18 protein-coding genes are annotated in these 22,766 nt (G+C 43.9%); 3 read left to right on the top strand and 15 right to left on the bottom strand.

What is annotated here, in order from left to right; genetic code table 11:
- Positions 1-44: 44 nt before the first annotated feature.
- The gene (locus OH455_RS05380) at positions 45-1,163 is read right to left on the bottom strand and encodes a hypothetical protein (protein WP_206369585.1); all 1,119 of its coding nucleotides are present in this window, start codon (positions 1,161-1,163) and stop codon (positions 45-47) included.
- A gap of 788 nt (positions 1,164-1,951) precedes the next feature.
- Here OH455_RS05380 and OH455_RS05375 point away from each other — a divergent pair.
- Positions 1,952-2,491: a redoxin domain-containing protein gene (locus tag OH455_RS05375; protein ID WP_269980617.1), complete on the top strand. Its 540-nt coding sequence runs from the start codon at positions 1,952-1,954 to the stop codon at positions 2,489-2,491.
- A gap of 167 nt (positions 2,492-2,658) precedes the next feature.
- Here the strand turns inward: OH455_RS05375 and OH455_RS05370 are convergent, their stop codons facing one another.
- Positions 2,659-3,414: an AraC family transcriptional regulator gene (locus tag OH455_RS05370; protein WP_269980616.1), complete on the bottom strand. Its 756-nt coding sequence runs from the start codon at positions 3,412-3,414 to the stop codon at positions 2,659-2,661.
- A gap of 124 nt (positions 3,415-3,538) precedes the next feature.
- Here OH455_RS05370 and OH455_RS05365 point away from each other — a divergent pair, with 124 nt between their 5' ends.
- On the top strand, positions 3,539-4,684 hold the full coding sequence (locus tag OH455_RS05365; protein WP_269980615.1) for a multidrug effflux MFS transporter: 1,146 nt from the start codon (positions 3,539-3,541) through the stop codon (positions 4,682-4,684).
- A gap of 59 nt (positions 4,685-4,743) precedes the next feature.
- Here OH455_RS05365 and OH455_RS05360 read toward each other — a convergent pair whose 3' ends face one another.
- The 13 genes from OH455_RS05360 to OH455_RS05300 form a co-directional block, all read right to left on the bottom strand.
- Positions 4,744-6,417, bottom strand: a complete 1,674-nt coding sequence (locus OH455_RS05360) for a DUF342 domain-containing protein (protein ID WP_045977154.1) — start codon at positions 6,415-6,417, stop codon at positions 4,744-4,746.
- Positions 6,418-6,541: 124 nt separating this feature from the next.
- A complete protein-coding gene (locus OH455_RS05355) occupies positions 6,542-8,236 on the bottom strand; it encodes an ATP-binding SpoIIE family protein phosphatase (protein ID WP_045977153.1) in 1,695 nt (564 codons plus the stop codon).
- Positions 8,237-8,253: 17 nt separating this feature from the next.
- On the bottom strand, positions 8,254-8,553 hold the full coding sequence (locus OH455_RS05350; RefSeq protein ID WP_045977152.1) for an STAS domain-containing protein: 300 nt from the start codon (positions 8,551-8,553) through the stop codon (positions 8,254-8,256).
- Between the two features lie 63 nt (positions 8,554-8,616).
- Positions 8,617-9,780 (bottom strand): methyl-accepting chemotaxis protein, encoded by a 1,164-nt coding sequence (locus tag OH455_RS05345; RefSeq protein ID WP_269980614.1) that lies wholly within the window; start codon positions 9,778-9,780, stop codon positions 8,617-8,619.
- A 26-nt stretch (positions 9,781-9,806) separates the two neighbouring features.
- Entirely contained in the window at positions 9,807-10,850 is a 1,044-nt protein-coding gene (locus tag OH455_RS05340) for a protein-glutamate methylesterase/protein-glutamine glutaminase (protein WP_269980613.1), read from the bottom strand.
- Complete coding sequence (locus OH455_RS05335) at positions 10,850-11,491, bottom strand: chemotaxis protein CheD (RefSeq protein ID WP_269980612.1); 642 nt, start codon at positions 11,489-11,491, stop codon at positions 10,850-10,852. The genes OH455_RS05340 and OH455_RS05335 overlap by 1 nt, the downstream gene beginning before the upstream one ends.
- A gap of 8 nt (positions 11,492-11,499) precedes the next feature.
- Positions 11,500-12,354 carry a CheR family methyltransferase gene (locus OH455_RS05330; protein ID WP_269980611.1) on the bottom strand — a complete coding sequence of 285 codons (855 nt, stop codon included), beginning with the start codon at positions 12,352-12,354 and terminating at the stop codon, positions 11,500-11,502.
- Positions 12,339-15,119: an aerotaxis transducer Aer2 gene (gene aer2 / locus OH455_RS05325; RefSeq protein WP_443088583.1), complete on the bottom strand. Its 2,781-nt coding sequence runs from the start codon at positions 15,117-15,119 to the stop codon at positions 12,339-12,341. Before aer2 ends, OH455_RS05330 begins: the two co-directional genes overlap by 16 nt.
- Before the next feature lie 35 nt (positions 15,120-15,154).
- Positions 15,155-15,625, bottom strand: coding sequence for a chemotaxis protein CheW (locus OH455_RS05320; RefSeq protein WP_206369576.1), 471 nt, complete (start codon positions 15,623-15,625; stop codon positions 15,155-15,157).
- Complete coding sequence (locus OH455_RS05315; protein ID WP_269980610.1) at positions 15,622-16,167, bottom strand: chemotaxis protein CheW; 546 nt, start codon at positions 16,165-16,167, stop codon at positions 15,622-15,624. The genes OH455_RS05320 and OH455_RS05315 overlap by 4 nt, the downstream gene beginning before the upstream one ends.
- 9 nt (positions 16,168-16,176) lie before the next feature.
- Entirely contained in the window at positions 16,177-18,258 is a 2,082-nt protein-coding gene (locus OH455_RS05310) for a chemotaxis protein CheA (protein WP_269980609.1), read from the bottom strand.
- 46 nt (positions 18,259-18,304) lie between these two features.
- Positions 18,305-18,664, bottom strand: a complete 360-nt coding sequence (locus OH455_RS05305) for a response regulator (protein WP_045977145.1) — start codon at positions 18,662-18,664, stop codon at positions 18,305-18,307.
- Positions 18,657-18,950 carry an STAS domain-containing protein gene (locus OH455_RS05300; RefSeq protein WP_045977144.1) on the bottom strand — a complete coding sequence of 98 codons (294 nt, stop codon included), beginning with the start codon at positions 18,948-18,950 and terminating at the stop codon, positions 18,657-18,659. The genes OH455_RS05305 and OH455_RS05300 overlap by 8 nt, the downstream gene beginning before the upstream one ends.
- 504 nt (positions 18,951-19,454) lie before the next feature.
- Here OH455_RS05300 and OH455_RS05295 point away from each other — a divergent pair.
- Positions 19,455-22,664, top strand: a complete 3,210-nt coding sequence (locus OH455_RS05295; protein WP_269980608.1) for a methyl-accepting chemotaxis protein — start codon at positions 19,455-19,457, stop codon at positions 22,662-22,664.
- The last annotated feature ends 102 nt before the right edge of the window (positions 22,665-22,766 follow it).

The raw sequence follows: 22,766 nt of genomic DNA, 5'->3' as shown, positions 1-22,766 counted from the left end.
GTTAGCCCAACGTATGTGGGCTAACGGTTTTCTCAGGCGAGATATTATTGGTTAACTAGGTTCCATTGGGTGTAGTCCCATTCCTGACCGCCACCGCTAAACTGGCTCTCAGGGTAAGTCAGTTTTAGACGTGCTTTGTTTCCGTACTGGTCATAAGCGGTGAAACGATACTCTTTCTGAGAATCGTTGATTGATGTGTTGCCTGAAAAAAGAAGCTGACTCAATGTCACCGAGCGTAGTTTTTGGTTAACACGCCATGTAGCTGTACGGCCCTCACCCGCAGCACTATTCCAAACGTATTCATCTGAAACCGTGCGCTCTCGACCGGGTTCAAAGATATAGCCTTTCACCGAGCGGAATCCGTTTGGACAATCGCTGTAGCAGCCAAGCCATTCGTCTCTCAGGAATACTTTGTCGCTGTTCGATTCTTCCCAATTATCCATGGCAACTTTGGTCATAGTGATAGAGGTGTCCGTCGGTGTGATGTAGAAATTACGGACTTCAGCTTTGTCGAAATAGAAACCGTCACCTTCATCTTTCCAAACGGTTTCGCCTGTGCCAATGTCAGCAAACTCAGAAGCGCTGTATTCTTTAGGTTGCACACCTTGGTACAGAGCACTTTCATCATATGGGTAAGCGCAGCTATCGTAGACGCTGCCGTTATCAAACTTGATTTGCGCACAAACTTGGCGATATTGAGCCGTTTCGTTGCCATATACCCAAACCGTTAGCTTGTTTGATGCTGTTGAGAGAATGCGTGAGTTAGGAAGACTTTTAATACTCTGATAAGCGCCACTGATTTGGTGGGCGTAGTCATTCTCGTTGTAGGTATAACCCCAACAATCTCGCCCATAGCTACAGTCTTTGTCCTGGCCTAATTGGACGTCATTGCTTTTCAGATAAAACGAAATTGCATTCTTTACTTCATCATTGCTTACCGTCACAGGTGAACCGTAACGATCAGAAAAGGCCACCGTGACATTGAGCTTAGATTGCATTTTACCATTGGCGTAGAAAGGCATCGGAGCGCCAAGGCTTTCATTATGATCCGCACTTAGCATGATCGATGAAACCTCATAACTACCATTAATGGCGGCAAACGTTGATGCAGAAAGTAAAGTTAACGGTAGTATGACGAATATATTCTTTTTTAACTTGCTCATTATTAATCCCTTATGATTTATAAGTGTAATCATTGCTAATTTCTATCTATTAATTTAATTATTATTTTTGCTTTAGATTTTATCTCTAAATTAATTAGAGACTATTAACCTCCTTACCATTAAATCTTCAGCTCAGATTAACGGAGGTTTTATCGGGTTTGCAAAAAGGGGATTAGAATGGCATTTAAACCATGATTGAATTTTTATTCCATTTAAAATCAGCAACTTGAAAATGATACTTTTAGCAAACTTAAGAATAACCGAACACTTAATAGCCGTTTTTTAGATTTGTTATGATAACTTCAATTCTATTTATAAAAATAGATATAGATATTTGTTGTCAGCCGAAATTTAATGACTTTTTGATGATAGAAGTGACAGTTAAATTAACTGATATGTTATGATGATATACCTATATTTAGGTGTTATTTTTATTTTTAACGAGAATTTAAATCGAAAAAATCATATTTTGACGAAAGTGACGAGAACATTAATTTTGTTAATTCAGGTAGATAATGACATTGTTGAGGTACTCGGTAGATTGATTATCCCGGTAGCATTGGCTGAATGATGTGTAGTTTGAGTCGAAACCAACCCCATCATGTGTTTCGTAATGCCGCTGTTAAACGATTCAGAGTAGAGTCAACATGCGATAACACAAGTTTCCACCACCTCGCTATCGAGTGGTTAATTTCAGCACTAGGAGACAACACGTCCATGAGTTGCAACTTGTTTTTTTGTGTCTTATCTTTTTCTACTCAGTTGTGCGTTCAATTCAAGGAGCCGAGATGACATATTCACAGAGACTAAAAGCAGGTGACATTTTCCCTACAATAGAGGCAACAACGTTAGATGGGACCAAAGTCAGGCTAGGACACCCTCAAGGAAACGCATCGTGGCAAGCCATATTTGTCTATCGTGGTAAACATTGCCCACTTTGTACCAAATATCTCAATGAAATAGAGACCTATAGACAGGCCTTTAGTGATGCAAACGTCGATGTTCTAGCTGTCTCCGCTGATTCAAAACAACAATTAGAGCAACACTTGGATAAGCTCGATGTCAGTTTCCCAATCGCCTATGGTTTAAGTGATCAACAAATGAAGACGCTAGGGCTTTATATTTCCCTACCACGCTCTGAAGCCGAAACCGACCATAACTTTGCCGAGCCCGGGCTATTTGTCGTGAATGAACACGGCCATTTACACGTGGTTGACCTATCCAATAACCCATTTGTACGACCAGAGTTAGGGGCACTGACACGCGGTTTAGCTTGGATTCGCAATCCCGATAACCACTACCCTATCCGTGGTACGCTAGATTACTAGGCCAGCGTCTTCAAATGGTTGGTTTTATGCCGCCTCGCTAACCAAGAGGTGGGTTGACCGCAGGTGTAAGTCGTCATAACCATTGACTTTGCTTTCAGTAAAACAGCCTATATCTGATTAAACTTAGTTTCAAAACAAACGGTTGCGGTACTAAAAATGGAGCTAACCTAATAAGACGCGTTATGTTTCATAAAACTCAGCGGTGTTTGGCCCATTTGCTTCTTGAAGAATGCGATAAATGCACTGTCTGAGGAAAACTCTAGCCAATGCGCAACGTCGCTCACTTGCCTTTCTCGGCACAATAGCTCTATCGCCTTAAGCGTTCTCCATTGCTGCCTCCATTCCTGATAAGACATGCCCGTTTCGGCTTTAAAAATTCGAGTGACCGTTTTAGTGCTAGCTCCAGCTGAATTGGCTAACGTCACCAAATCTGGAGCCAAAAATGCCTCATCTGATACCCGAAGACGAAAGCTATTCAACCTTCGGTCGGTTGGCAATGGCAACTCGTAAGAGTAGGTCTTGCTATGATCAAACTCTTCCCAGAACAGAGCAGTGTAGTTGTTCATTTCTATTTCGGGTTTGTCTACTGGCCAGAAAGCCATTTTGTTGATCAGCGCTTTCAGCAACTCGCTGACTTCAATAATGGTGATGCTGTCTGGGCAACGAAAAGCATTACAATCAAAATACAGCGAACGGTACGCCACTACATTGGTCATAAAAGCACGATGCACAGTATCTGGCGGAATCCAAACCGCTTTAGTCGGTGGAAGGATACACACAGAGTTCGACAGCGCGAAGTTCATGCACCCTCTTGGCGCGTACAACAATTGACCTTTTTGGTGCTTGTGCATACCAGAATCGTGTCTGCCAAGATCAGCCGCAATTCCTACCACTTTCGAATCAATTTTATCGGGATCAAACATAGTATGTTCTTCGATCAGCACGCCCGCCTGTCCTAATTTTGATGTTTTTGGTGTTATTGTCGTTAATGGAAAATTTTAGCGCTCTTTATACTTGATGCCAATTCAATTTTATTGAGGATTAACTATGCAGCCTAAACCTTCACTCTGGCTGATGTTCACTATGTTGATGTTTCCGCAGGTTGTCGAAACCATCTATAGTCCGGCATTACACTCTATCGCTCACTCTTTTTCCGTCACCAACGCTCAAGCTTCACAGACCTTATCTGTCTATTTTATCGCTTTTGCATTAGGCGTCGTGTTTTGGGGGGTTGCTGCTGATCAATGGGGTAGACGGCCTGCCATGATAGGAGGAATAACGGTTTACGGCCTATCAACATTGATTGCTTTGCTCAGCACACAATTTGAGTGGTTGATCACTGCTCGTGCTGCCAGCGCATTTGGAATTGCAGTTGGCTCAGTGGTGAGTCAAACCATGTTAAGAGATGTCTTTGATGGAGAAGCTCTGGGGAAAGTGTTCAGTTTAATGAGTATGGGGATCGCTATCAGCCCCGTTATTGGTATGTCTATAGGTGGTCAGCTGGTACAAGCAGGAGGACATAATTATGTTTTTTCAACCTTACTGGCCATGGCTGTCATTCTGGTCGTTTACAACTTGTGGAAGCTCCCAGAAACTCAGCGCGAAAAAAAACCGCTTAACCTTTGCCAGTTGGGTACATCGATGCTTAAGGACGGTCATATCTGGTACTCAACGATCATGATTGCCGTCTTCAATATCGCCTTGTTTTCCTACTATCAACTGGGGGCTTTCATCTTTACTAAGCTTGGCTTCAACTCTGCCCAGTTTGGTTATAGTGGTATTGTTCTAGGGGTCGGTACCTTAATTGGTAGCTATTTAAACAAGTATTTGTTGAGCAAACATACTCCATCGTCAACACTGGTTGGGCTAGCAGTTACACTTCTTGGCCTTGGAAGCCTAGGGGTTTATCTCACCCAGAACAGTATTTACTTTGTCATCATGATGATGCTGGTGGTGATGGCATTTGGCATTGCTATTCCAAATGTCATCAGTGCAGCGCTTAAAGATTACAAGCATTCCACAGGCTCTAGCGGAGCCATATTAGGCCTGATCTATTATATGCAGATCGGCATAGGTCTGGTTGTCGCGGGACAGGTTCAGCAGCTGGGTACAGTTTTGTTAGGCTGCTCTATGATAGCTTTAGTATCCTACACCGTAAAATCGTACAACCAGTACCATTGGACCAGCCATTAGGTAAAAAAAGCAGCCGCAAAATATTGGCTGCTTTTATCTATATTCAGTAGGCGGTTAGATTACTCTTGCTCAAGCGCTTCCTCATCCATTGCCGAGGCACATCGAATTTCATACTGGTTAAAAGAAAACGTACTGGTGCCATGCACTCGTTTAGTAATGACTTTTTCGTCCCCGTATTGAACCGTCACGTGTGTATAAACCTTGTTTTTCACTTCAACAACACTTTCTGCCAAAGCTTGTTCAAGCTCTAGCTCGTGCCTGTCTCGTGCCATTTTCACTTTCTCTAGACGTGCGTTGGATTCCACTTTAAGTTGCTCGATACTGGCCCCCTCCTCTTCACTCCGCTCAGATTTAGGGGTTTTCTTATACTCCAGTTCCTTACGAACAACGTCCATCGTCGCCTCTTGAGCGAGCTTATATTGCTCTTTGTATTTCTGCTGACGATCTTTGAAGTTTTGATAGCGGGCAAATGGATTGATATAAGTTGCTGTATCCCCCTCAACACCAAGGTTTACACAGGTCACTTTGCCACCAACTTTAGCGCTACCACCGCTTAAAGTACCTTGCTTTTCAGCAGCGTCAGATACGGTTAGATCTTTACCACAACGAATCTCATTATTCATACAATGTACAGCCAAGTTGATATTCTCTGCGGCTTGAAGTTCTGAAAACTGAGCATAATTCGCGGTTATTGACCCTCCCGCTTTTACGTGGCAGCTTTTTTCTTCGTCTTCTGACACATTGTGACCGATGATACCTTTAGCTACGTCAATATCCCCTTGAGCCTGAACATCTGCAGATTCAATAAAGCCACCAACCGTCAAATTCCCAGTAGCACGAACCATCATGTCGGACTCGATATTACCAGTAACTATCACGTTGCCTTTAAATTTGACATGCCCTGTCGCGACCCCAATAGTTGGTAGGCATAGAGCATCTTCAACTTCTACAGTACGTTCTTTAATCATTGGCATCCCTGAAACCGCAGCAATAAGCAAGTTCGGATCATCGGGTGATATTTCTGAGCCTTTAGACGCTTTAAGCATGGCATCATTGCCGGGCTTTGGTGGGATAGGCTTACCCTGAACCGTCATTCCTGGTGATCCTTTCGTCGCAGGAATACGCTTCATGAGGCGTGAATTTGCTTCGACAGTGACCGTCTCGCCAAGATCGAGCATATCCACTTTACCATCTTCATCTTGAGACGGAGCAAGCACTTGTTTGGTGATATCTTTAACTAAGGGAATGAATTTGGCGTCTTGTCCTTGAATAGGGTTTTTGCCTTTAGCGACAGGCTGGGTAAAGGTATCCCCTGGCTTTAATTGATGGCTCATCATCAACACTTTTTTCAGTGCGAGTTTATTTATGCCCTTGGTTACGTGTGCTTGAGCTAATGCATGTACAATTTGCGGGCCTTTAAGCGGCGAGCCACGATAAGCCCCAGTGACCACCATACTGGCTAGCATATCATGCTCCGATAATACCACTTCAACCACAGCATCTCTAATTTCAGCGATAGCGAAACCCACCAAAGCTTCGCTTTTTCCTTCTTTGGCACAGTTAATGAATCGAGTGATTTCATCGCTCAATACGCAAAAACCGGTCGCACCTAAGCCTGCTATCGCTTCTTCAACACCTTTACTATCAAAACGACCATCGATATTCATATCTGGTCGTAGTTTAGCAATAACCTGTTGATTATCATCAGATAAGCTGACTAACTTGTCCCACATTTACAGCCTACTTAATCCCGTCTCTATAACTTTAGTTTATATAATCCTCGCAAAATACAGTATTAAATTTGTGACAAAGTACGGCGTAGGTCACTTCTCAGGCGCTTTTACACTGTAAATAGACCTAAGCTGAGCTTGGGAAATGGTGTTTCGCATCTAAACTGTACACTGCCTTAACACGCTTTCCTTGTTTCGAATAATTTAACGAATCACAGAGTTCTGAAGCCAATACAATCCCCCGTCCATGCGTTAAAGACTTATCAATATTGTGCTGCAACTTACGGTAGTCGAACCCTACACCATTATGTTCTAGCTCCAAGACAAGCTGTTTTTGTTCTGGTTTGAAATCAATCAGCAGAGTCACCCAAAACTCCTCAGAAAGTTCTTTCAGTTTCTCTTCACGCAATTGATAAAAGGTAAAGAAGCCATCAGGTTCTTCCTTGATTGTCGAGTCTAAGTGCAATAGTCCATGTTCAATCGCATTGGCAAAAAGCTCAGACAGAACGGAACAAACCAGATCTAAATGCGGCCCCGTTATCACCCCTGTCAGAAACTGCCTAACTTCATTCATGATCGTGACCGATTTAAGCACACCAGCTGGAAAGTGCATTTTCGATTGAGCGGGCGTTTTGCTCATATAGTAACTGCTTTGCTGGACAACTTTGTCATTGCTGTTAGAGATGGGAAACTCCATCGCCAAGATTGATAAGTCATCGCCAACATTGCGACTCGCAAACTTCCGCACTGATTCAAATAAGGTTGGAATCAGTGCACGACCAGTCGTTAAGGCTTGTTCAAGACGTTCTTGGCCGTATTGTTCTCCGAGGCTATTTTCCGCTTCAATAACCCCATCGGTATAACAGACTATCTTTTGGTCGGGCTCCATCTTGAAGTGAACCAGATCAGCTTCAAATTCATGTGCCTTTAGCACGCCTAGAGGCATATGTGTAGAGACGAGCTTTCTGTTAATTGAGCCATCTCTGTCGAGCAGATAACCATCTGGTAGGCCACCGCCCCACCAAGAAACTTCGAAACCATTTGCTCGGATTTCAAAGACACTGGCAGCCAGCATCATGCCCATTGGAAGGAAGCGCACCAGCACATCATTGAGTTCACGGACAATCTCTCCTAGAGACAGACCTTTCGACGCCATAGAGAAAAACGCTCGGGTCGCAGGAATAGCTGAAATTGCAGCCGGTAGTCCATGCCCTGTCGCATCAGCGATCATCACGTATACTCCCCCGTGCGGCCGATTTGCCACAACGATTAAATCGCCGTTGAAAACGGTAGATGGGGTAGAAATATAGTTGATGCCATAAATGCTTTTTACTTGAGAACTCATTTCATCCATCAGATTGGAGAAAATTGACTCAGCAATTGCATAATCATAGCGAACTTGTTCGTGAAATTTACTCAACTCATCTCGTTGAATTTTTACCTCATTGTGCATTTTCAAAGTTCGATAATGCGCTTGTACCTTTGCAACAAGGACACTTCTCTCGACAGGTTTAGGTATAAAGTCTTCACCCAAAGTCAGGCATCGCTCAAAAGAATCGTGATCATCTAAAACGGTCAGGAAGATGATTGGGATGTGCAATTTAGGAAATGCCTCACGGATCTCCTTCGCCGTAGTAAACCCGTCTTTAACAGGCATCATTACATCAAGTAAGATCACATCTGGTAAAGAGGACATTTGGGACATGGCGTCAACCACGCCTTCACCATTTTCAAATGCCGTGATTTCCTCCGCCATCTCCCCAAGCATAAAACGACAAAGCTCTCGATTCGTAGCGTGGTCGTCAACTATCATGACATGCATACGACCCTCCTTGACCGCTATTCGATCAGAAACTTCTTATCAAAACGAGAAATGGTCAGTATTTTACGCACCTGTGGCAACGTATTAGTTATACGGATCATTCCATCCTCCTGCTCTAGGTAGTTGTGCATATTGAGCAACATTCCCAACCCAGCACTGTCAATATAATCGACTTTGCGCAAATCTATCGTAAAGCGAAAGTCCTTCTTGTCAGAGTAACAACGACGAAATTCTTGAACTAAATTGAAGCCAAAAGCCCCTTCAATTGAGATGGTCACTTGCTTAGATTGCGAATCAATTTGGGTTTCTATCGACATGATGTCTCCTTTTCAACAACGAAGGCGAGCACGCCTCCACGACCAATGGGTTATGTTTGGGCATCAAAACAGCTCCACTTCTCCTTCTTCAATATTTTCCTGAGAAGCGGCTGGAGCGCCTCGATGCTCGATACTGGATTTCAACTCTGCGACTGCTTGACTAAATGTTTTCTCGTCAATGGTGCCATTTTCATAAGCCGTCAGGTAGTCTGTTATCTGCTCTAAAAACACCACACTGTGTTTGGCATAATCCCCTTGCTGGACAATGATGTCTGTGAATTGCAATGCTCGAATACCGTCCCCGACACGCGCATGTAGCGTGGCGCCAATCGATTTAATTTTTTGAACTTCTTGTTCAACCGCGACGTTAGCTTGTTGGACTCCCTGAAGCATATCATCCACTTTTTCTTTTGACTCAATCGCTTCAGTCATATCAATCGAGGCCATTTCACCAACCGTTTTGTTGGCCTCTTTGACCGTATTTTGTGCAATATTAATTTCTTTCTCGATTTCGCTATTCAGCTCCTCGGCCTTTACTGACAGGTTTCTCACCTCTTGCGCCACGACCGCAAACCCTCTCCCCGCTTCACCAGCCCGAGCGGCTTCAATGGCCGCATTCAGCGCCAAGAGGTTGGTCTGCTCAGACAAGCCACGAACCTGAGCGAGTAATTTAAATACCGTATCCAATTTGTCCGACATATCATGAATGCTATGGACCGCAGAGATACTCCTTTCCGACACGTTAATCAATGTATCGACAAACTGGCGAATAATGCCTTCGGTCTTTGGTAAAACCTGAGTGATATCGTATGCACTGTCTTTATTTCCCATCATGCTTGTCACTAATTGTTCAGCAATCGCATTTTGGCTTTCTGCTAGACTCTGCAATTCAAAAAAACTCTCATTCAACGTTTCGGCAGATTCACTCACCACACCATGTTGATGATCTAGCGGTTCATTGAGCTGTGAAGAAATCTTGTGTAGTATTTCACCGACACCATGCGTCGCAACCTTTTTGTGTTGGGTCAATGTTTGTTTTTCTTTCTCAAGCGATTTAGACACTGAAGCCGTACGTGGAAAAACAAGCCAAGGAACCGCTGCGGCTAACACCATCACGGCGACATGGGCTATAGATGAAGACAAAGTCATGCCTATGGATAACAACACAATCTGCGTTCCTATTGCTAAGCTATAGCGAGTTTTTGCGGTCATAGTTTTCTTATTCATAGTACATCCCTGACGTCATGCCCTTTCTAGGTCTCATTTTTTAAGCAATCACATATCTGTTGAGGTATCTGTTTCAGGCTCAATACCTTTTGAGCCGCGTTCATCTCTACCGCCACTCTTGGCATCCCCCAGACAACGGAAGAGGCCTTATCCTGAGCAATGGTCATTGCACCCACTTGACGCATTTTGAGCATACCGCGAGCACCATCTTGTCCCATACCAGTTAAAATAATGCCAAGCGCGTTTTGTCCAACCGTTTCTGCCACCGTATCAAACATCACATCCACTGACGGTTTGTGACGATTAACCGCGGGCCGATCATCAAGCTGGCAATACAAGTGCGCCCCACGCTTTACCACCACCAGATGCTTGTCGCCCGGAGCAACATACGCACATCCATTGACTAAAGGCGCGGTGTTGGCCGACAGTTCTTGTACCTGAATGTCGCTGTGATCGTTGAGGCGCTGAGCAAAAGACGCACTAAACATCGCCGTGATATGTTGGGTAATAACAATCGGGGGTAAACCAGAAGGAAGGGCTGACAGCACATTTCTTACCGCTTCGGTCCCTCCCGTAGATGCGCCAATAGCAATCAGCTCAACTTTGGTTTTTAAACTAGTATGGGCCACTTTCTGTGCAGGGGTATGTGCAGAGCGGTCCAAGAAAACATTGGCGCCTGCCGCCATCTTGATTTTGTCGGTAATTTGATCTTTGTAATTGACCATTTCACCCGTGTTATCGACAGCAGGTTTGGGAAAATAGTCCACAGCACCTAACTCAAGTGCAGCTAATGTGGCTTCCGCACCATGCTGAGTTAAAGTGGATATCATCACCACGGGCATTGGGCGCAATCGCATCAGATTTTTTAAGAATTGGACGCCATTCATTTTGGGCATTTCGATATCTAACGTCAGCACATCTGGGTTGTGAATCTTGATTAGATCCCTCGCTTGATAAGGGTCTTCAGCCATAGCGACAACGTCCAGCAAAGGATCAGAATTAATCATTTGAGCCAATAACGCCCTAAAAACAGGAGAATCATCAACCACCAGTACTTTCATTTTTTTCATTAGAACAGCTCCACATCATCATGAGGGCGGTGACTTTCTTTATCCAATTGACTAGCGTACTTATCTTCTTCGTGCTGCAAGTGGTGGATTTCGTTGTAGGGGATCCGCTTCATCCAAGCTTGTCCTGTTAGTGGGTTGAAAATGATTTTGCGCGGATCGACGCCTCCCAAGTCTTGCGCCACGACCGACAGTTCTTCCTGCTCGACATAATTCAGAATAAAGGCGATATTTTTTTCTCCGACCATAGAGTGGCGACCTAACATTTGTGCACCCCCGAACAATTTCACTTTGAGGGATGATCGTCTAGCACCATGGATGAGCAAAGTATTGATTAACATTTCCATTGCATGGCTACCGTAGCGTGATGCTATAGACATCATCTCATTAGGACGCCAGGCGTTAATTTCAGAGTGATTATGGAAAGGCAACAAAAAGTGGTTCATCCCTCCTATAGCGGCATATTCATCCCATATACACGCCGCGATACACGAGCCCAACCCCGTAGCAATGAGTACGTCTTCTCGAGTGCAATACACGCCTCCAGGAAACACTTTGATCATGTGTTTTTCTTTTTGAGGATGATAAAAGCGATTGAAATGGCTGTTTTCGTTTTTCGGCTTCCCGTTTTTTAGCCCAATCATAGCTGTCCCTATTGTTTTACATAGATGGTTTTGCCTAAGTGACGGAAAATATTGCTACAAGCTCCTACACTTTCAGAGTGTCCAATAAACAAAATCCCATTCGGTTTAAGCTGTTGATGAAACCGTTTGATCAGTTTTTCTTGAGTTGGCCTATCAAAATAAATCATGACATTGCGGCAAGAAATTAAATCAAAAGATTGTTTGAAATCCCATTTATCCAACAAGTTCAGCTGAGCAAACTGAATACAATTCTGCAGACCTTTGGCCACTTTGATATTGCCTTCCTGGTCGCCCTTACCTTTAAAAAAACAGCGCTTCAAGTATTGCTTGGGGATTGAAGAAATGGCCTCATCGTTATAAATCCCCAGTTTTGCATGCGACAATACTTTGCTATCAAGATCGGTGGCAGTAATCGAGACTCGCTCAAACATCTCGAATGCATTTGCACAGTAAAGAGAAGAGGCAAAACTGTATGGCTCTTCTCCTGTTGAGCATCCCGCAGACCAAATCTTAATGTTTTCTGTCCCCTGCTGCTGCCACTCTTCCAGTAGTACCTTCTCGAGAAACTCGAAATGATGGTATTCACGAAAGAACTGCGTTTTATTGGTCGTTAGGCTATTAATGAACCTCACTCGCTCATTGCTGTCTTGTTCGATCACAGATTTGTAATCGGCAAAGCGAGTAAGCCCCAGTCGCCTGAGCTGGCGACTAATTCGTCCATAAACCATTGCCCGCTTTCTATCTGCAAAGTAGATGCCCACATGTTTGTGCATGAACCACTGGATAAACTTAAAGTCTTTATCTGTCAGTTCAAACTCTTCCCCAGACAGTCCGCCGCCCTCTCGGTTTAGAACTCTTCCCATTCGTCCCCTTCCTCGCTGGCTTTAAAACCAGAGTTAACGACACGCTGTGTTCTTATCTCCCTAACATTGTCATTCTGCCTAGTCTCTTTCGTCGATGTATCAAAACTCGCGACGTTGTCATCGGAAGCAAAGAAGTTCATTAAGTGAATGAGTTGCTTACCTTCATCTTTAAGCGACTGGCTAGCTGCCGAGGTTTGTTCAACCAACGATGCATTCTGTTGAGTCATCTCATCCATGGTCGTTATCGCTCGGTTTATCTCATCAATACCAGTCGATTGCTCAACGCTAGACGAAGCTATCTGTGCGATGAGTTCGGTCACCTTCTCCACGGCCTCGACAATTTCACTCAAGGTGTCACCTGATTCGTCTACTAATCGTGAGCCTTCGTCTACTTTTTCAACACTGTCTTTAATTAGGCCTTTGATTTCCTTAGCCGCAGCCGCACTGCGTTGCGCTAAATTACGCACTTCACCCGCGACCACGGCAAAGCCGCGCCCTTGTTCACCAGCGCGTGCAGCTTCCACAGCAGCATTCAGTGCTAATAGGTTTGTCTGGAAGGCAATTTCATCGATAACACCAATGATGTCAGCAATTTTCTTGCTCGCGGTATTGATCTCCGACATTGCTGAAACCGCTTGGCCCACCACCTCACCACCTTTACTCGCTTTCTTAGTCGCATCTTCCGCAAGAGAATTTGCTCCTTTCGCATTATCAGCATTTTGACGAACCGTAGCCGTCATCTGCTCCATACTTGCTGCTGTCTCTTCTAGATTGGAAGCCTGTGCTTCTACACGTTGGCTAAGATCATTGTTGCCTTCAGCAATTTCAGTAGAAGCGGTAGCAACTCGTGCCGAGGCCTGAGTGATCTTATCAACCATATTGCGTAGATTCAGAATTGACGTGTTGACGGCATCCGATAGACGACCGAATTCGCCTTTGTTGTCTTCCGACATATTGGTATTCAGATCCCCATCCGCTACACGGCTCATCACATCAATACATTGGCCTATTGGCTCAACCATGGTATCAAGTAGGTTGTTGATCCCATCCCCCAACTCTTTCATAAAACCACTGTAAACAGAGGTATCAATTCGCTCGTTTAACTCACCGGAGATGGCACGTTGGATTAATGCTTCAACCTGACGCTGACCATCTTGCTGCTCGGTAATATCTTCCCACTGCAATGCTGGTCCAATGTAATTGCCTTGCGCGTCATGCATGGCAATACAGGTCAAATTAAACTCAAGACCACCCACGGCAATATTTGAGTTAAAGGGCAAGCGGTCGGGGTTATTGATAATGTTTCGCTGGTGACTCGGGTTCTTGTGGAAAACATCAATATTTTTTCCGACCAAATTGCTAGCATCGAATCCTGGTAGCGCTTGTTGTAAATCACTCTCTCTGGACTTGAGTAACGTGGCCAATGCTGGGTTGAGATATTGAATAATGCCATCTTTATCAGCCATCATTAGGTTCGTCGTCATGCCTTTTACCGCCGAGGCTAAACGACCGACTTCCTGCTCTTTTTCACGCTCTTCGGTGACGTCACGCCACTCGAGAGTATTGCCAATGTACTGGCCTTGCGCATCAGTAATCGCAGCAACATTAAGCTCTATTTTGATACCTGCAATATCAATATCCGTTTTATAGGGAAGATTATTTGGAGTAGAAAGGAGTTGCCTTTGATGAGCTGGATTGTGATGAAACTCATCAATACAACGGCCCATCAGCCACTCTTCAGATGCCCTAAAGCCAGACCAAACCGTACGAAGCTTAGACTCGTGTTGGCCAAAAAGATCAATGGTTTCTTTGTTGACATAAGTGATAATAAAATCACGATCAATCATTACCATCGCGGTTTGAGCTTGATCAACCGCCGCTTGTAGCCTTGCTACATCGTCTTGTTGAGCACGTATCGCAGTGACATCTGACCACTCTAAAGTATTACCTATGTAATTGCCCTGCGAATCAGTAATCGAAGCGACATTAAGCTCTATGGTTAACTCTGCAATCTGAATATCGGTCTTATATGGTAAATTCGATGGGTCCGACAGCAATTGCCTTTGATGAGCGGGGTTCTTATGAAATTCATCAATACAACGCCCCATAAGCCACTCTTCTGAAGCCGTAAAGCCTGACCATACTGTTCGTAGTGTCGCTTCGTGTTTACCAAATAACTTGAGGGTTTCTTGGTTGGCATACGTGATGTTGAAGTCACGATCTATCATCACCATAGCCGTTTGGGCTTGATCAACCGCTGCTTGCAACCTAGCAATATCATCTTGCTGTGCAATCGCAGCCGTCACATCAGCCCATTCTAGTGTGTTACCAACGTAGTTACCTTGTCCGTCTATGATGGCACCGACATTCAACTCAATTTTTACATCTTTGACGTCAATGGTCGTGGTATAAGGCAGATTGGAAGGATTGGACAACATTTGGCGCTGATGCGCTGGATTGGAGTGAAAACCGTCAATACAATAGCCGATTAAAGACTTTTCATCGGCACGAAAGTTTGGCCACAGCGACTGAAACAGCGCCTCGTGCATTTTCAGTAAGTCCAGTGATTTTTGATTCACGTAGGTAATGTTAAAATCCCTATCGATCATCATCAATGCTGTTTGAGCGGCATTCAATGCAGAAAAGAGTTGATCTTTCGATAACCCTTGATTACTTTCCGGCTCGTAGTCTTCCATTAAACTATCCTGTGCAGTGGATGAAAATTGCTCTGCAGCAGGTTGTGGTTTCCGATTCCAAAATGCCATGAGTCACCTCTCACTGGTTGCTTCGTTTGACGTATTTAGGCCCAACTCTCTTCGTTCTGGTCAGGTACAACAAGCTCTGAAACATCAAACAGAGCCTCAAGTTTTATTAAAATCAGATGACCATTTTCAACAGAGGCTATACCTCTGATATAGCTATGATCAACGGTATGAGATACATGCGGTGCGGGCTTTATTTGCTCATCGGTTAATGGATAAACCTCTGAGACACCATCAACAATGATGCCAAGCGGATGCATATCTGCGTCATTGAGAACGATCACTACCGTGGTGGCGCTGATCTCTGCTGGGGGCAATCCAAAGCGAGCTCGTAAATCAACAATGGGGACATACTCTCCGCGAATCTCCAAAACACCGATCATGTAATCTGGAGAGTTAGGGACTTCTCGTACAGAGCTCCAACCGCGAACTTCACGCACATCCAAAATAGGCACGCCATATTCATCTCCCCCTAAGACAAAGCTCAAAAATTCATATGGAATACTCATGAAACGCTCCTCAAAATTCTGTCTATATTGAGGAGCTCTTCGGTATTGAGTAGCGACATGACTTGCTCACCTACGTTGATTAATCCCTGAAGATAAGGAGTCACGGCCGATTCACCCACTCCTGGATAAAGCTCATTTTGCCCTTGGCTAACGACATCGCTCACTGCATCGACCACTAGGCCCATCAAACGCTCGTTCTCTTCTGTCTGAAAACGCAAAACAATCACAACCGTAGTTGGCAGATATTCACATTCACCAATTTCAAATCGACTTCGCAAATCCACAACTGGAACAATCATTCCACGTAGATTTATTACTCCCTTCACATACTGTGGTGCTCTTGGGATCGGTGTTGGACGCTCCCAGACACGAATTTCCTCAACATCTTTTATCTCAACACCATATAACTCACCTGCAAGCTTAAAACTTAAGAAGTCAGCACTTTCAGACACTCCCTCTTCGCTGACTTGCTCTAATACCGCTTGAGCCTTAGCTTCAATTGCTTGGCGAGAGTCTACTTGTTCCGCTGCCATCGATTCCATCATGCTTCCTTATGCAGCCAAGCCGCTATGCGATGAGTCTGATGCTCGATTGAGGAAATTGGTGATCAGCCCTTGTATGTCGAGAATTAACGATACTGAACCATCACCGAGAATAGTGGCGCCTGAAATACCAGCCACCTTACTGTAATTCGACTCCAAGCTCTTAATAACCACCTGTTGCTGATCAAGCAACTCATCCAACAGTAGACCAACCCGATTACCAGCAGCCTCAACAAAGCAAAGAATACGTTCATCTAGCGAACCACTCTGACCCATCTCTAATTCTTCTTGGAGACGCAGGATTGGAATGTTTTCTTCGCGCAAGCGGTATAACTCAATACCTCCAGAGGCGACTTTGATACACTCAGGGTCAATCTGTATGGACTCCACTATAGTTAAGAGCGGGATGACATACACTTCACCAGCAACTTTGACCAACTGACCATCTAAAATCGCCAACGTTAAAGGTAAGCTGATCGTGAAGCAGCTGCCCACTTCCAATTCTGATTCGACTTCAATGTGACCACCGAGTTCTTCAATATTTCTTCTGACTACATCCATCCCAACACCTCGTCCAGAGATATCAGACACTTCTTCTGCGGTCGAAAAACCCGGCGCAAAGATCAAGTTCATTATCTGCTTATCGCTCATGTCTTCACGGCGCGCATCTGGTGCGAGTACACCTTTTTCAGTCGCCTTGTTCCACAACTTGTCACAATCTAAACCCGCTCCATCATCTTTGATTTCAATCACGATTGACCCACCTTGATGATAGGCATTCAACTTGATCACACCTTGCTCTTCTTTGCCTCTTTCCAATCGGGTTTGAGGTTGTTCTATTCCGTGATCAATCCCATTTCTAACCAAATGAACCAAAGGGTCTACAATGCGTTCTAATACGGTTTTATCCAGTTCAGTCTGCTCACCTTGAATTTGTAGATCGACCTGCTTCTCTAGGCGATTGGATAAATCTCGAACTAACCTAGGGAAACGGCTGAAAGCAAAGCTCATTGGTAACATTCGAATGTTGAGCACGTTTTCTTGCAGATCTTTGCTATTCTGGAGTAACTGCGCCAAGCCTACTTTGAGTTTTTCAAGCTTTTCCATCGTAAAGTCATTGCCAATTTCAGTAAGCATTGATTGGGTAATCACCAGCTCACCAACCAAATTGATCAAACTATCTACCTTGTCGATATCAACACGAATAGAACTGACACTAGACTCCGTTTTAGCCACTTTTGCTGATTTCTGCTCGGCTTTTGCCATCACGGTTGGGTGTGTATCTTTGGCAGCAGCCGCTTCCTGTTCCACTGACTCTGACGGTTGGCTCTCCATTACGGTCGGAGGTTGTGAGACGAACTCAATCGACAGATCACATTCATCTTCCACCCATTCGAAGATTTCTCGAATGTCTGCTTCTTCGACCTTGGCAGCTAGTTGCGCTTGCCACTTGAGATAGCAAAGCTCAGCTTCTATGGCCTCAATATCAGGCAAAGATTCAGTGATCACAGTGACAACACACGAAGGATGAAGTTCGTTTAGTTCTCTTAGAATTCTGAGTGGATCATTGCCGCTAAAGAACATCTCGGGATGAGGCTCAAAGATGACATGCCAATCACCTTGAGTGGAGTCAGTCTCAGGCTCTTCTCCCTCATCGACTGAAACCTTAGTTTGTGTGGTTTGGCAATCTGGCGTAGAAACGTCTTCGCCTAACAATTGATGAAGTTCAGCACTGACTTCTTGTTGTAATTCGCTATTAACCTCGCTTCCCTGCTCATGCCCCTCGAGCATACTTCGAATACAGTCACCACTTTTAAGAAGAAGATCCACCGTCCCAGCAGTGAGCTCTCTTTCGTTATTACGGACGCGATCTAGGTAAGCTTCTACGGAATGGGTAAATTCACTGATATCGAACAAATTAAACGTAGCCGCTCCACCCTTGATAGAGTGAGCAGCCCGAAAAATAGTATTGATGGACTCCTCGTCAATAGAGGTCACATCCAAATTAAGCAGCACATCTTCCAACACTTCAAGATTTTCACGACACTCTTCGTAAAACATCTTGCGCAACTGTTCCATATCTAAAGCCATGAGCGGTTCCCTGCCAAACGACGTTGTTAGTGAATACTAATCTTATTTAAATAACGCGTTTTAGTGTTTTGAGTAGCGTTTCTGGATTGAAAGGTTTAACCAACCACCCAGTTGCCCCAGCCGATTTACCTTGCTGCTTTTTCTCGGTACTGGTTTCTGTCGTGAGCATTAAAATTGGAACAAATTTATATTGTGGCTTGCCCCTAAGCGCTTTGACTAATTCAAACCCTCCCATGTTGGGCATATTGACATCTGAAATAACCACATCAAATTTGCTACTCGCCACTTTGTTTAATGCATCTTGACCGTCGTTCGCGGTTTCTACTTCGTATCCAGCATCGCGTAATGTGTGGCTTACCATCTGACGAATTGATACAGAATCATCTACTGCAAGAATCTTAGTCATTTTGATTACTCTCCGACTTTAGTTTTAAATCAAATACGTCTTGTAAACCCAGCGTCTCAATGCCTTCGAGCAAAACTTCACTAGGTTTAAGCAATTGAATTTCTCGTTGATTCTTCTTTGCGGAAATAAAAAGAGAAGAGAGGAGTTGTATACCTGCAGCATCCACCCTCACCACTGCTGTGGCGTCTAAGTGAATAGTGTCTTGGTTTGCAAGCCATTCTTGATACTGAGTTGTTGTATCTAGCACTGTAGAAATGTCTAGAGACTCAGGAAGTAAACATTCCATGTTTCTACCTACACTTTTCTTATATTTTCCTAGCCGTTATGGAAGCTGTTCGCTTATTTTTGAGTTTAGGAAGGAATAGTCATTTAGCAAACGCACTCGAGTATTTTATGAATCAAAAATCATATAGCGTTAGTTAAATTACAGATAAATAAACTATTTTTCAGTTACTTAGCATTGCATTCACCTCAAAAATAATTTCCACACTCTTTTTGTAGATAAATGACAATTGACATAGAAATCAAAAACATTTTTTAAGCTTGTCATCAGTTAGTGGCTCTGTACGACATACGCGAACAACCAGCGACACGGTAAGTTTACATTGTAAATCTGCGCATACGAGTGTGATGTTTTCTCAAGCTGTAGTCGATAGAAGTAACATTTCCAAGACAAGCAATACGCAATCCACATCTTATTAAACTAAGCTCATATTTCATTGTTACGTTACGTTTACATAACCGACATTCGCACTTGGCGATTTGGAAGACGAAACATAGGAATAAATCTATGAGCCTTTTTGCTGATCTAAAACTACGTTGGAAGTTAATAGCCATTGTTGTCATTCCCGTTGTTTGTTTGGTGTATTTTTCCCAAACTCAAGTAATGGGAAATATGGCATTGCTCAAGGAAGACAACAATATATTGATGCTGTCTGAGTTTTCCGTTAAAGCAAGCGCCCTTGTTCATGAATTGCAAAACGAGCGTGATATATCCGCTGGCTTCATTAACAGCCGAGGTCAACGCTTCTTCAAAGAACTCCAACAACAACGTGAGAATGTCAATGCGAAGAGAGAACAACTCCGGCAGTTTATGGATTGGTTTGATCCCGCCATCTACGGTTCGGCGTTTGAAAGTCAGTTGAAGCATTCAATAACTGAACTCGGCAACATCGCATCAACAAGATCGGCAATTGACACACTAAATATTCCTAGTAGCCAAGCTGTGAGTTTCTATACTGAGCTGAACGCCCTGTTTCTTGCAGATATTGTTCATTTATCTAAAGCCAGCTCAAGTGGTGAGCTCAGTTCCATGGCTGCGGCATATGTGAATTTCTTACAAAGCAAAGAACGGGCAGGATTAGAACGGACCGTATTAACGAATGTCTTTTCAACAGATACATTTCGAGGACGCCAATACGAGCGTTTCCTCAACTTGGTCTCGGCTCAAAATAATTATTTGAACGTCTTTAAAACACTCGCCGCTCCCTCTCAATTGGCTGTCTACGAAAAGATTATGACTGGACCAATTATTGAAGAAACACTTGCTTATCGCCAGGTGGCGATAAGAAAAGGGACTTTTGGTAATTTTGGTATTGATGCTTCCGTCTGGTTCACCGCACAAACATCAAAAATCAACATGCTCAAGCAAGTTGAAGATAAATTAGCAAACGATGTTATTGCCCTCACTCAAGCTTATGCAGACAAAGCGAGATACTTGTTAATACAAGATATTATTCTAACTTTAGTTTCAATACTTCTTACTGCTTTGGCCGTCTACTTTGTACAAAAAAGAATCACCACCCCTATTTCAAGTGCTGTACAAATTGCTAACTCTATCGCATCTGGAGAACTGAACAATCAGGTAAGTTATAACTTTAATGATGAGTCAGGCATGTTGCTCAAGGCGCTGTCCAAAATGCAACAAAATCTGCGTCAAGCGCAACACAGCCTAGAAGAGAGAATGGAAAAGGAGCGAGTTTTAGCTGAACAAAATAGCCGGATACGACAAGCGCTGGACCAAGTTTCAGCCAATGTCATGGTAGCGGATAACAACAATGAACTCATCTACCTCAATCACGCAATGCTCAATGAGTTCAATACTAATGCGGCAAGTTTTAGAAAATCCATCAGCGGATTTGATCCCACTAATTTGTTAGGGGCAAACATCGGTCACTTCAATCAGACGAACGAATATCAACGTATTCTGAATAGCTCAGATGCTAGAGTCAACATTGAACTAAGCATAGATAATCGCACCTACAACATTATCGCTAACCCTGTTCTGGGTGATAACAGAGCTAGACTAGGAACCGTTATTGAATGGACGGATCTCACAGAGCAGAGAGACGCCGAGCAACAAGTCGAAAATGTCATCCGAGCCGCCACATCGGGTCAGCTAAGTACACGTTTGGATACAACACGTTTATCCGGGTTCATGTATGAGCTGGGCGATGGCATTAATGAGCTGCTCGACGCCATCGTCGGGCCACTAACAATCGCTGCGGACTGCGTAGCGAAAATATCCATAGGCCAGATCCCCGACACAATAACCGATGAGTATCGAGGTGACTTCAACCGACTGAAAGACAACTTAAACACCTGTATTTCAGCGATCAATCTTCTGGTCAATGATGCCAACAACCTAGCAGATGCAGCAGTCGCAGGTAAACTATCAGCCAGAGCCGATGAAACTCAACATAAAGGTGATTTCAGAACCATCATCAAAGGGGTAAACAATACGCTAGATGCAGTCGTCACACCGCTCACAGTGGCAGCTAATTGCGTCGATCAAATTGCGAAAGGTCAAGTTCCCTCACCTATTGAAGAACATTACAATGGTGACTTTAACTTACTCAAAAACAATCTAAACACCTGTATTTCGGCCATTAACCAACTGATCGTCGACGCCAATTCACTAGCCTCATCAGCCGTAGAGGGTAATCTAGACAGCCGCGCTGATACCTCACTCCATCAGGGAGATTTTAAACAAATCGTACAAGGAATGAACCAAGCGTTGGATGCCATGGTGGAACCTATCAATGAGAGCAAGAATGTCCTAGCAAAACTAGCAAATGGGGACTTAACCTGTACAGTCAACGGCCACTACAAAGGCGAGTTCTCTATATTAAAGCAAGCGGTGAACGCCAGTATTGAAAACCTGATGGGATTGATTAAGAACATCAACCAGTCTGCTGGAATTGTTCGCAGTTCTGTCAGTGAACTATCAAGTGGAGTAGTAAACCTTAGTCATCGAACAGAAGATCAGGCGACGTCACTAGAACGAACTTCCGTATCCATGTCAGACATGACAGAGTCTGTGAAGCAAAATGCTGACAACGCGAACTTAGCTACAGAACTGGCTCGCGACGCCCAGACAAAAGCGCAGAAAGGGGGCCACGTGGTTGACCGGGCAGTAATCAGCATGGCGGAAATCAATAGTTCCAGTAAGCGAATCTCAGACATCATAGGCGTAATTGATGAAATAGCCTTTCAAACCAATTTACTTGCGCTTAATGCAGCCGTTGAAGCGGCCAGAGCCGGTGAGCAAGGCCGAGGCTTTGCCGTTGTTGCTGGAGAAGTTCGAAACCTCGCTCAACGTTCAGCGCAGGCTGCCAAAGAAATCAAAGAGTTGATACGAGACAGCGTCTCTAAAGTAGAAGAAGGTACTGAATTGGTTAACGAATCTGGCTCAACTCTAAAAGATATTGTATCTGCTGTAGAGAAAGTCAACACCATGATATCTGACATTTCTACCAGTTCCTCCACTCAAAGTGACCGCATTACTAAAGTAAATGAAACGATTAAAGAAATGGATGGTATGACTCAACAGAACGCAGCTTTGGTAGAACAAGCGTCAGGTAACAGTACATCAATGGAAGAACAAGTAAAAAGTGTCATTCAGCAACTGTCCAATTTTAAGATTGAAGACGCCTCTCCTTCATCAAGAAGAGACACCAATAATTCGACCGTTCTAAAGCTAAGTAACTACCCCAACTAAGTGAAGTAACCGATAAAAAAAGAGGAGAAGTTTCTCCTCTTTTAATTGAATGTTACGACTGAGTTGCCATAACAGTGAATGAGCTTGAGGCTTTTTACAGTG

Origin of the sequence: Vibrio sp. T11.5, assembly GCF_027587155.1 — a bacterium.
In the GTDB taxonomy this organism is placed as follows: Bacteria; Pseudomonadota; Gammaproteobacteria; order Enterobacterales; family Vibrionaceae; genus Vibrio; species Vibrio neptunius.
The sequence above is the reverse complement of the archived record's forward strand: the minus strand, read 5'-3'. Positions and strand labels throughout refer to the sequence as shown.

Excerpts from the sequence above, each read along its gene's own strand:
- OH455_RS05310 (WP_269980609.1), bottom strand. The coding sequence starts at position 18,258 with ATGGCTTTAGATATGGAACAGTTGCGCAAGATGTTTTACGAAGAGTGT.
- aer2 (WP_443088583.1), bottom strand. The coding sequence starts at position 15,119 with ATGGCATTTTGGAATCGGAAACCACAACCTGCTGCAGAGCAATTTTCA.
- OH455_RS05340 (WP_269980613.1), bottom strand. The coding sequence starts at position 10,850 with ATGAAAAAAATGAAAGTACTGGTGGTTGATGATTCTCCTGTTTTTAGG.
- OH455_RS05330 (WP_269980611.1), bottom strand. The coding sequence starts at position 12,354 with ATGGGAAGAGTTCTAAACCGAGAGGGCGGCGGACTGTCTGGGGAAGAG.
- OH455_RS05360 (WP_045977154.1), bottom strand. The coding sequence starts at position 6,417 with ATGTGGGACAAGTTAGTCAGCTTATCTGATGATAATCAACAGGTTATT.
- OH455_RS05355 (WP_045977153.1), bottom strand. The coding sequence starts at position 8,236 with ATGCATGTCATGATAGTTGACGACCACGCTACGAATCGAGAGCTTTGT.
- OH455_RS05370 (WP_269980616.1), bottom strand. The coding sequence starts at position 3,414 with ATGTTTGATCCCGATAAAATTGATTCGAAAGTGGTAGGAATTGCGGCT.
- OH455_RS05305 (WP_045977145.1), bottom strand. The coding sequence starts at position 18,664 with ATGACTAAGATTCTTGCAGTAGATGATTCTGTATCAATTCGTCAGATG.
- OH455_RS05300 (WP_045977144.1), bottom strand. The coding sequence starts at position 18,950 with ATGGAATGTTTACTTCCTGAGTCTCTAGACATTTCTACAGTGCTAGAT.
- OH455_RS05320 (WP_206369576.1), bottom strand. The coding sequence starts at position 15,625 with ATGAGTATTCCATATGAATTTTTGAGCTTTGTCTTAGGGGGAGATGAA.
- OH455_RS05335 (WP_269980612.1), bottom strand. The coding sequence starts at position 11,491 with ATGATTGGGCTAAAAAACGGGAAGCCGAAAAACGAAAACAGCCATTTC.
- OH455_RS05295 (WP_269980608.1), top strand. The coding sequence starts at position 19,455 with ATGAGCCTTTTTGCTGATCTAAAACTACGTTGGAAGTTAATAGCCATT.
- OH455_RS05350 (WP_045977152.1), bottom strand. The coding sequence starts at position 8,553 with ATGTCGATAGAAACCCAAATTGATTCGCAATCTAAGCAAGTGACCATC.
- OH455_RS05380 (WP_206369585.1), bottom strand. The coding sequence starts at position 1,163 with ATGAGCAAGTTAAAAAAGAATATATTCGTCATACTACCGTTAACTTTA.
- OH455_RS05345 (WP_269980614.1), bottom strand. The coding sequence starts at position 9,780 with ATGAATAAGAAAACTATGACCGCAAAAACTCGCTATAGCTTAGCAATA.
- OH455_RS05365 (WP_269980615.1), top strand. The coding sequence starts at position 3,539 with ATGCAGCCTAAACCTTCACTCTGGCTGATGTTCACTATGTTGATGTTT.
- OH455_RS05375 (WP_269980617.1), top strand. The coding sequence starts at position 1,952 with ATGACATATTCACAGAGACTAAAAGCAGGTGACATTTTCCCTACAATA.
- OH455_RS05315 (WP_269980610.1), bottom strand. The coding sequence starts at position 16,167 with ATGGAATCGATGGCAGCGGAACAAGTAGACTCTCGCCAAGCAATTGAA.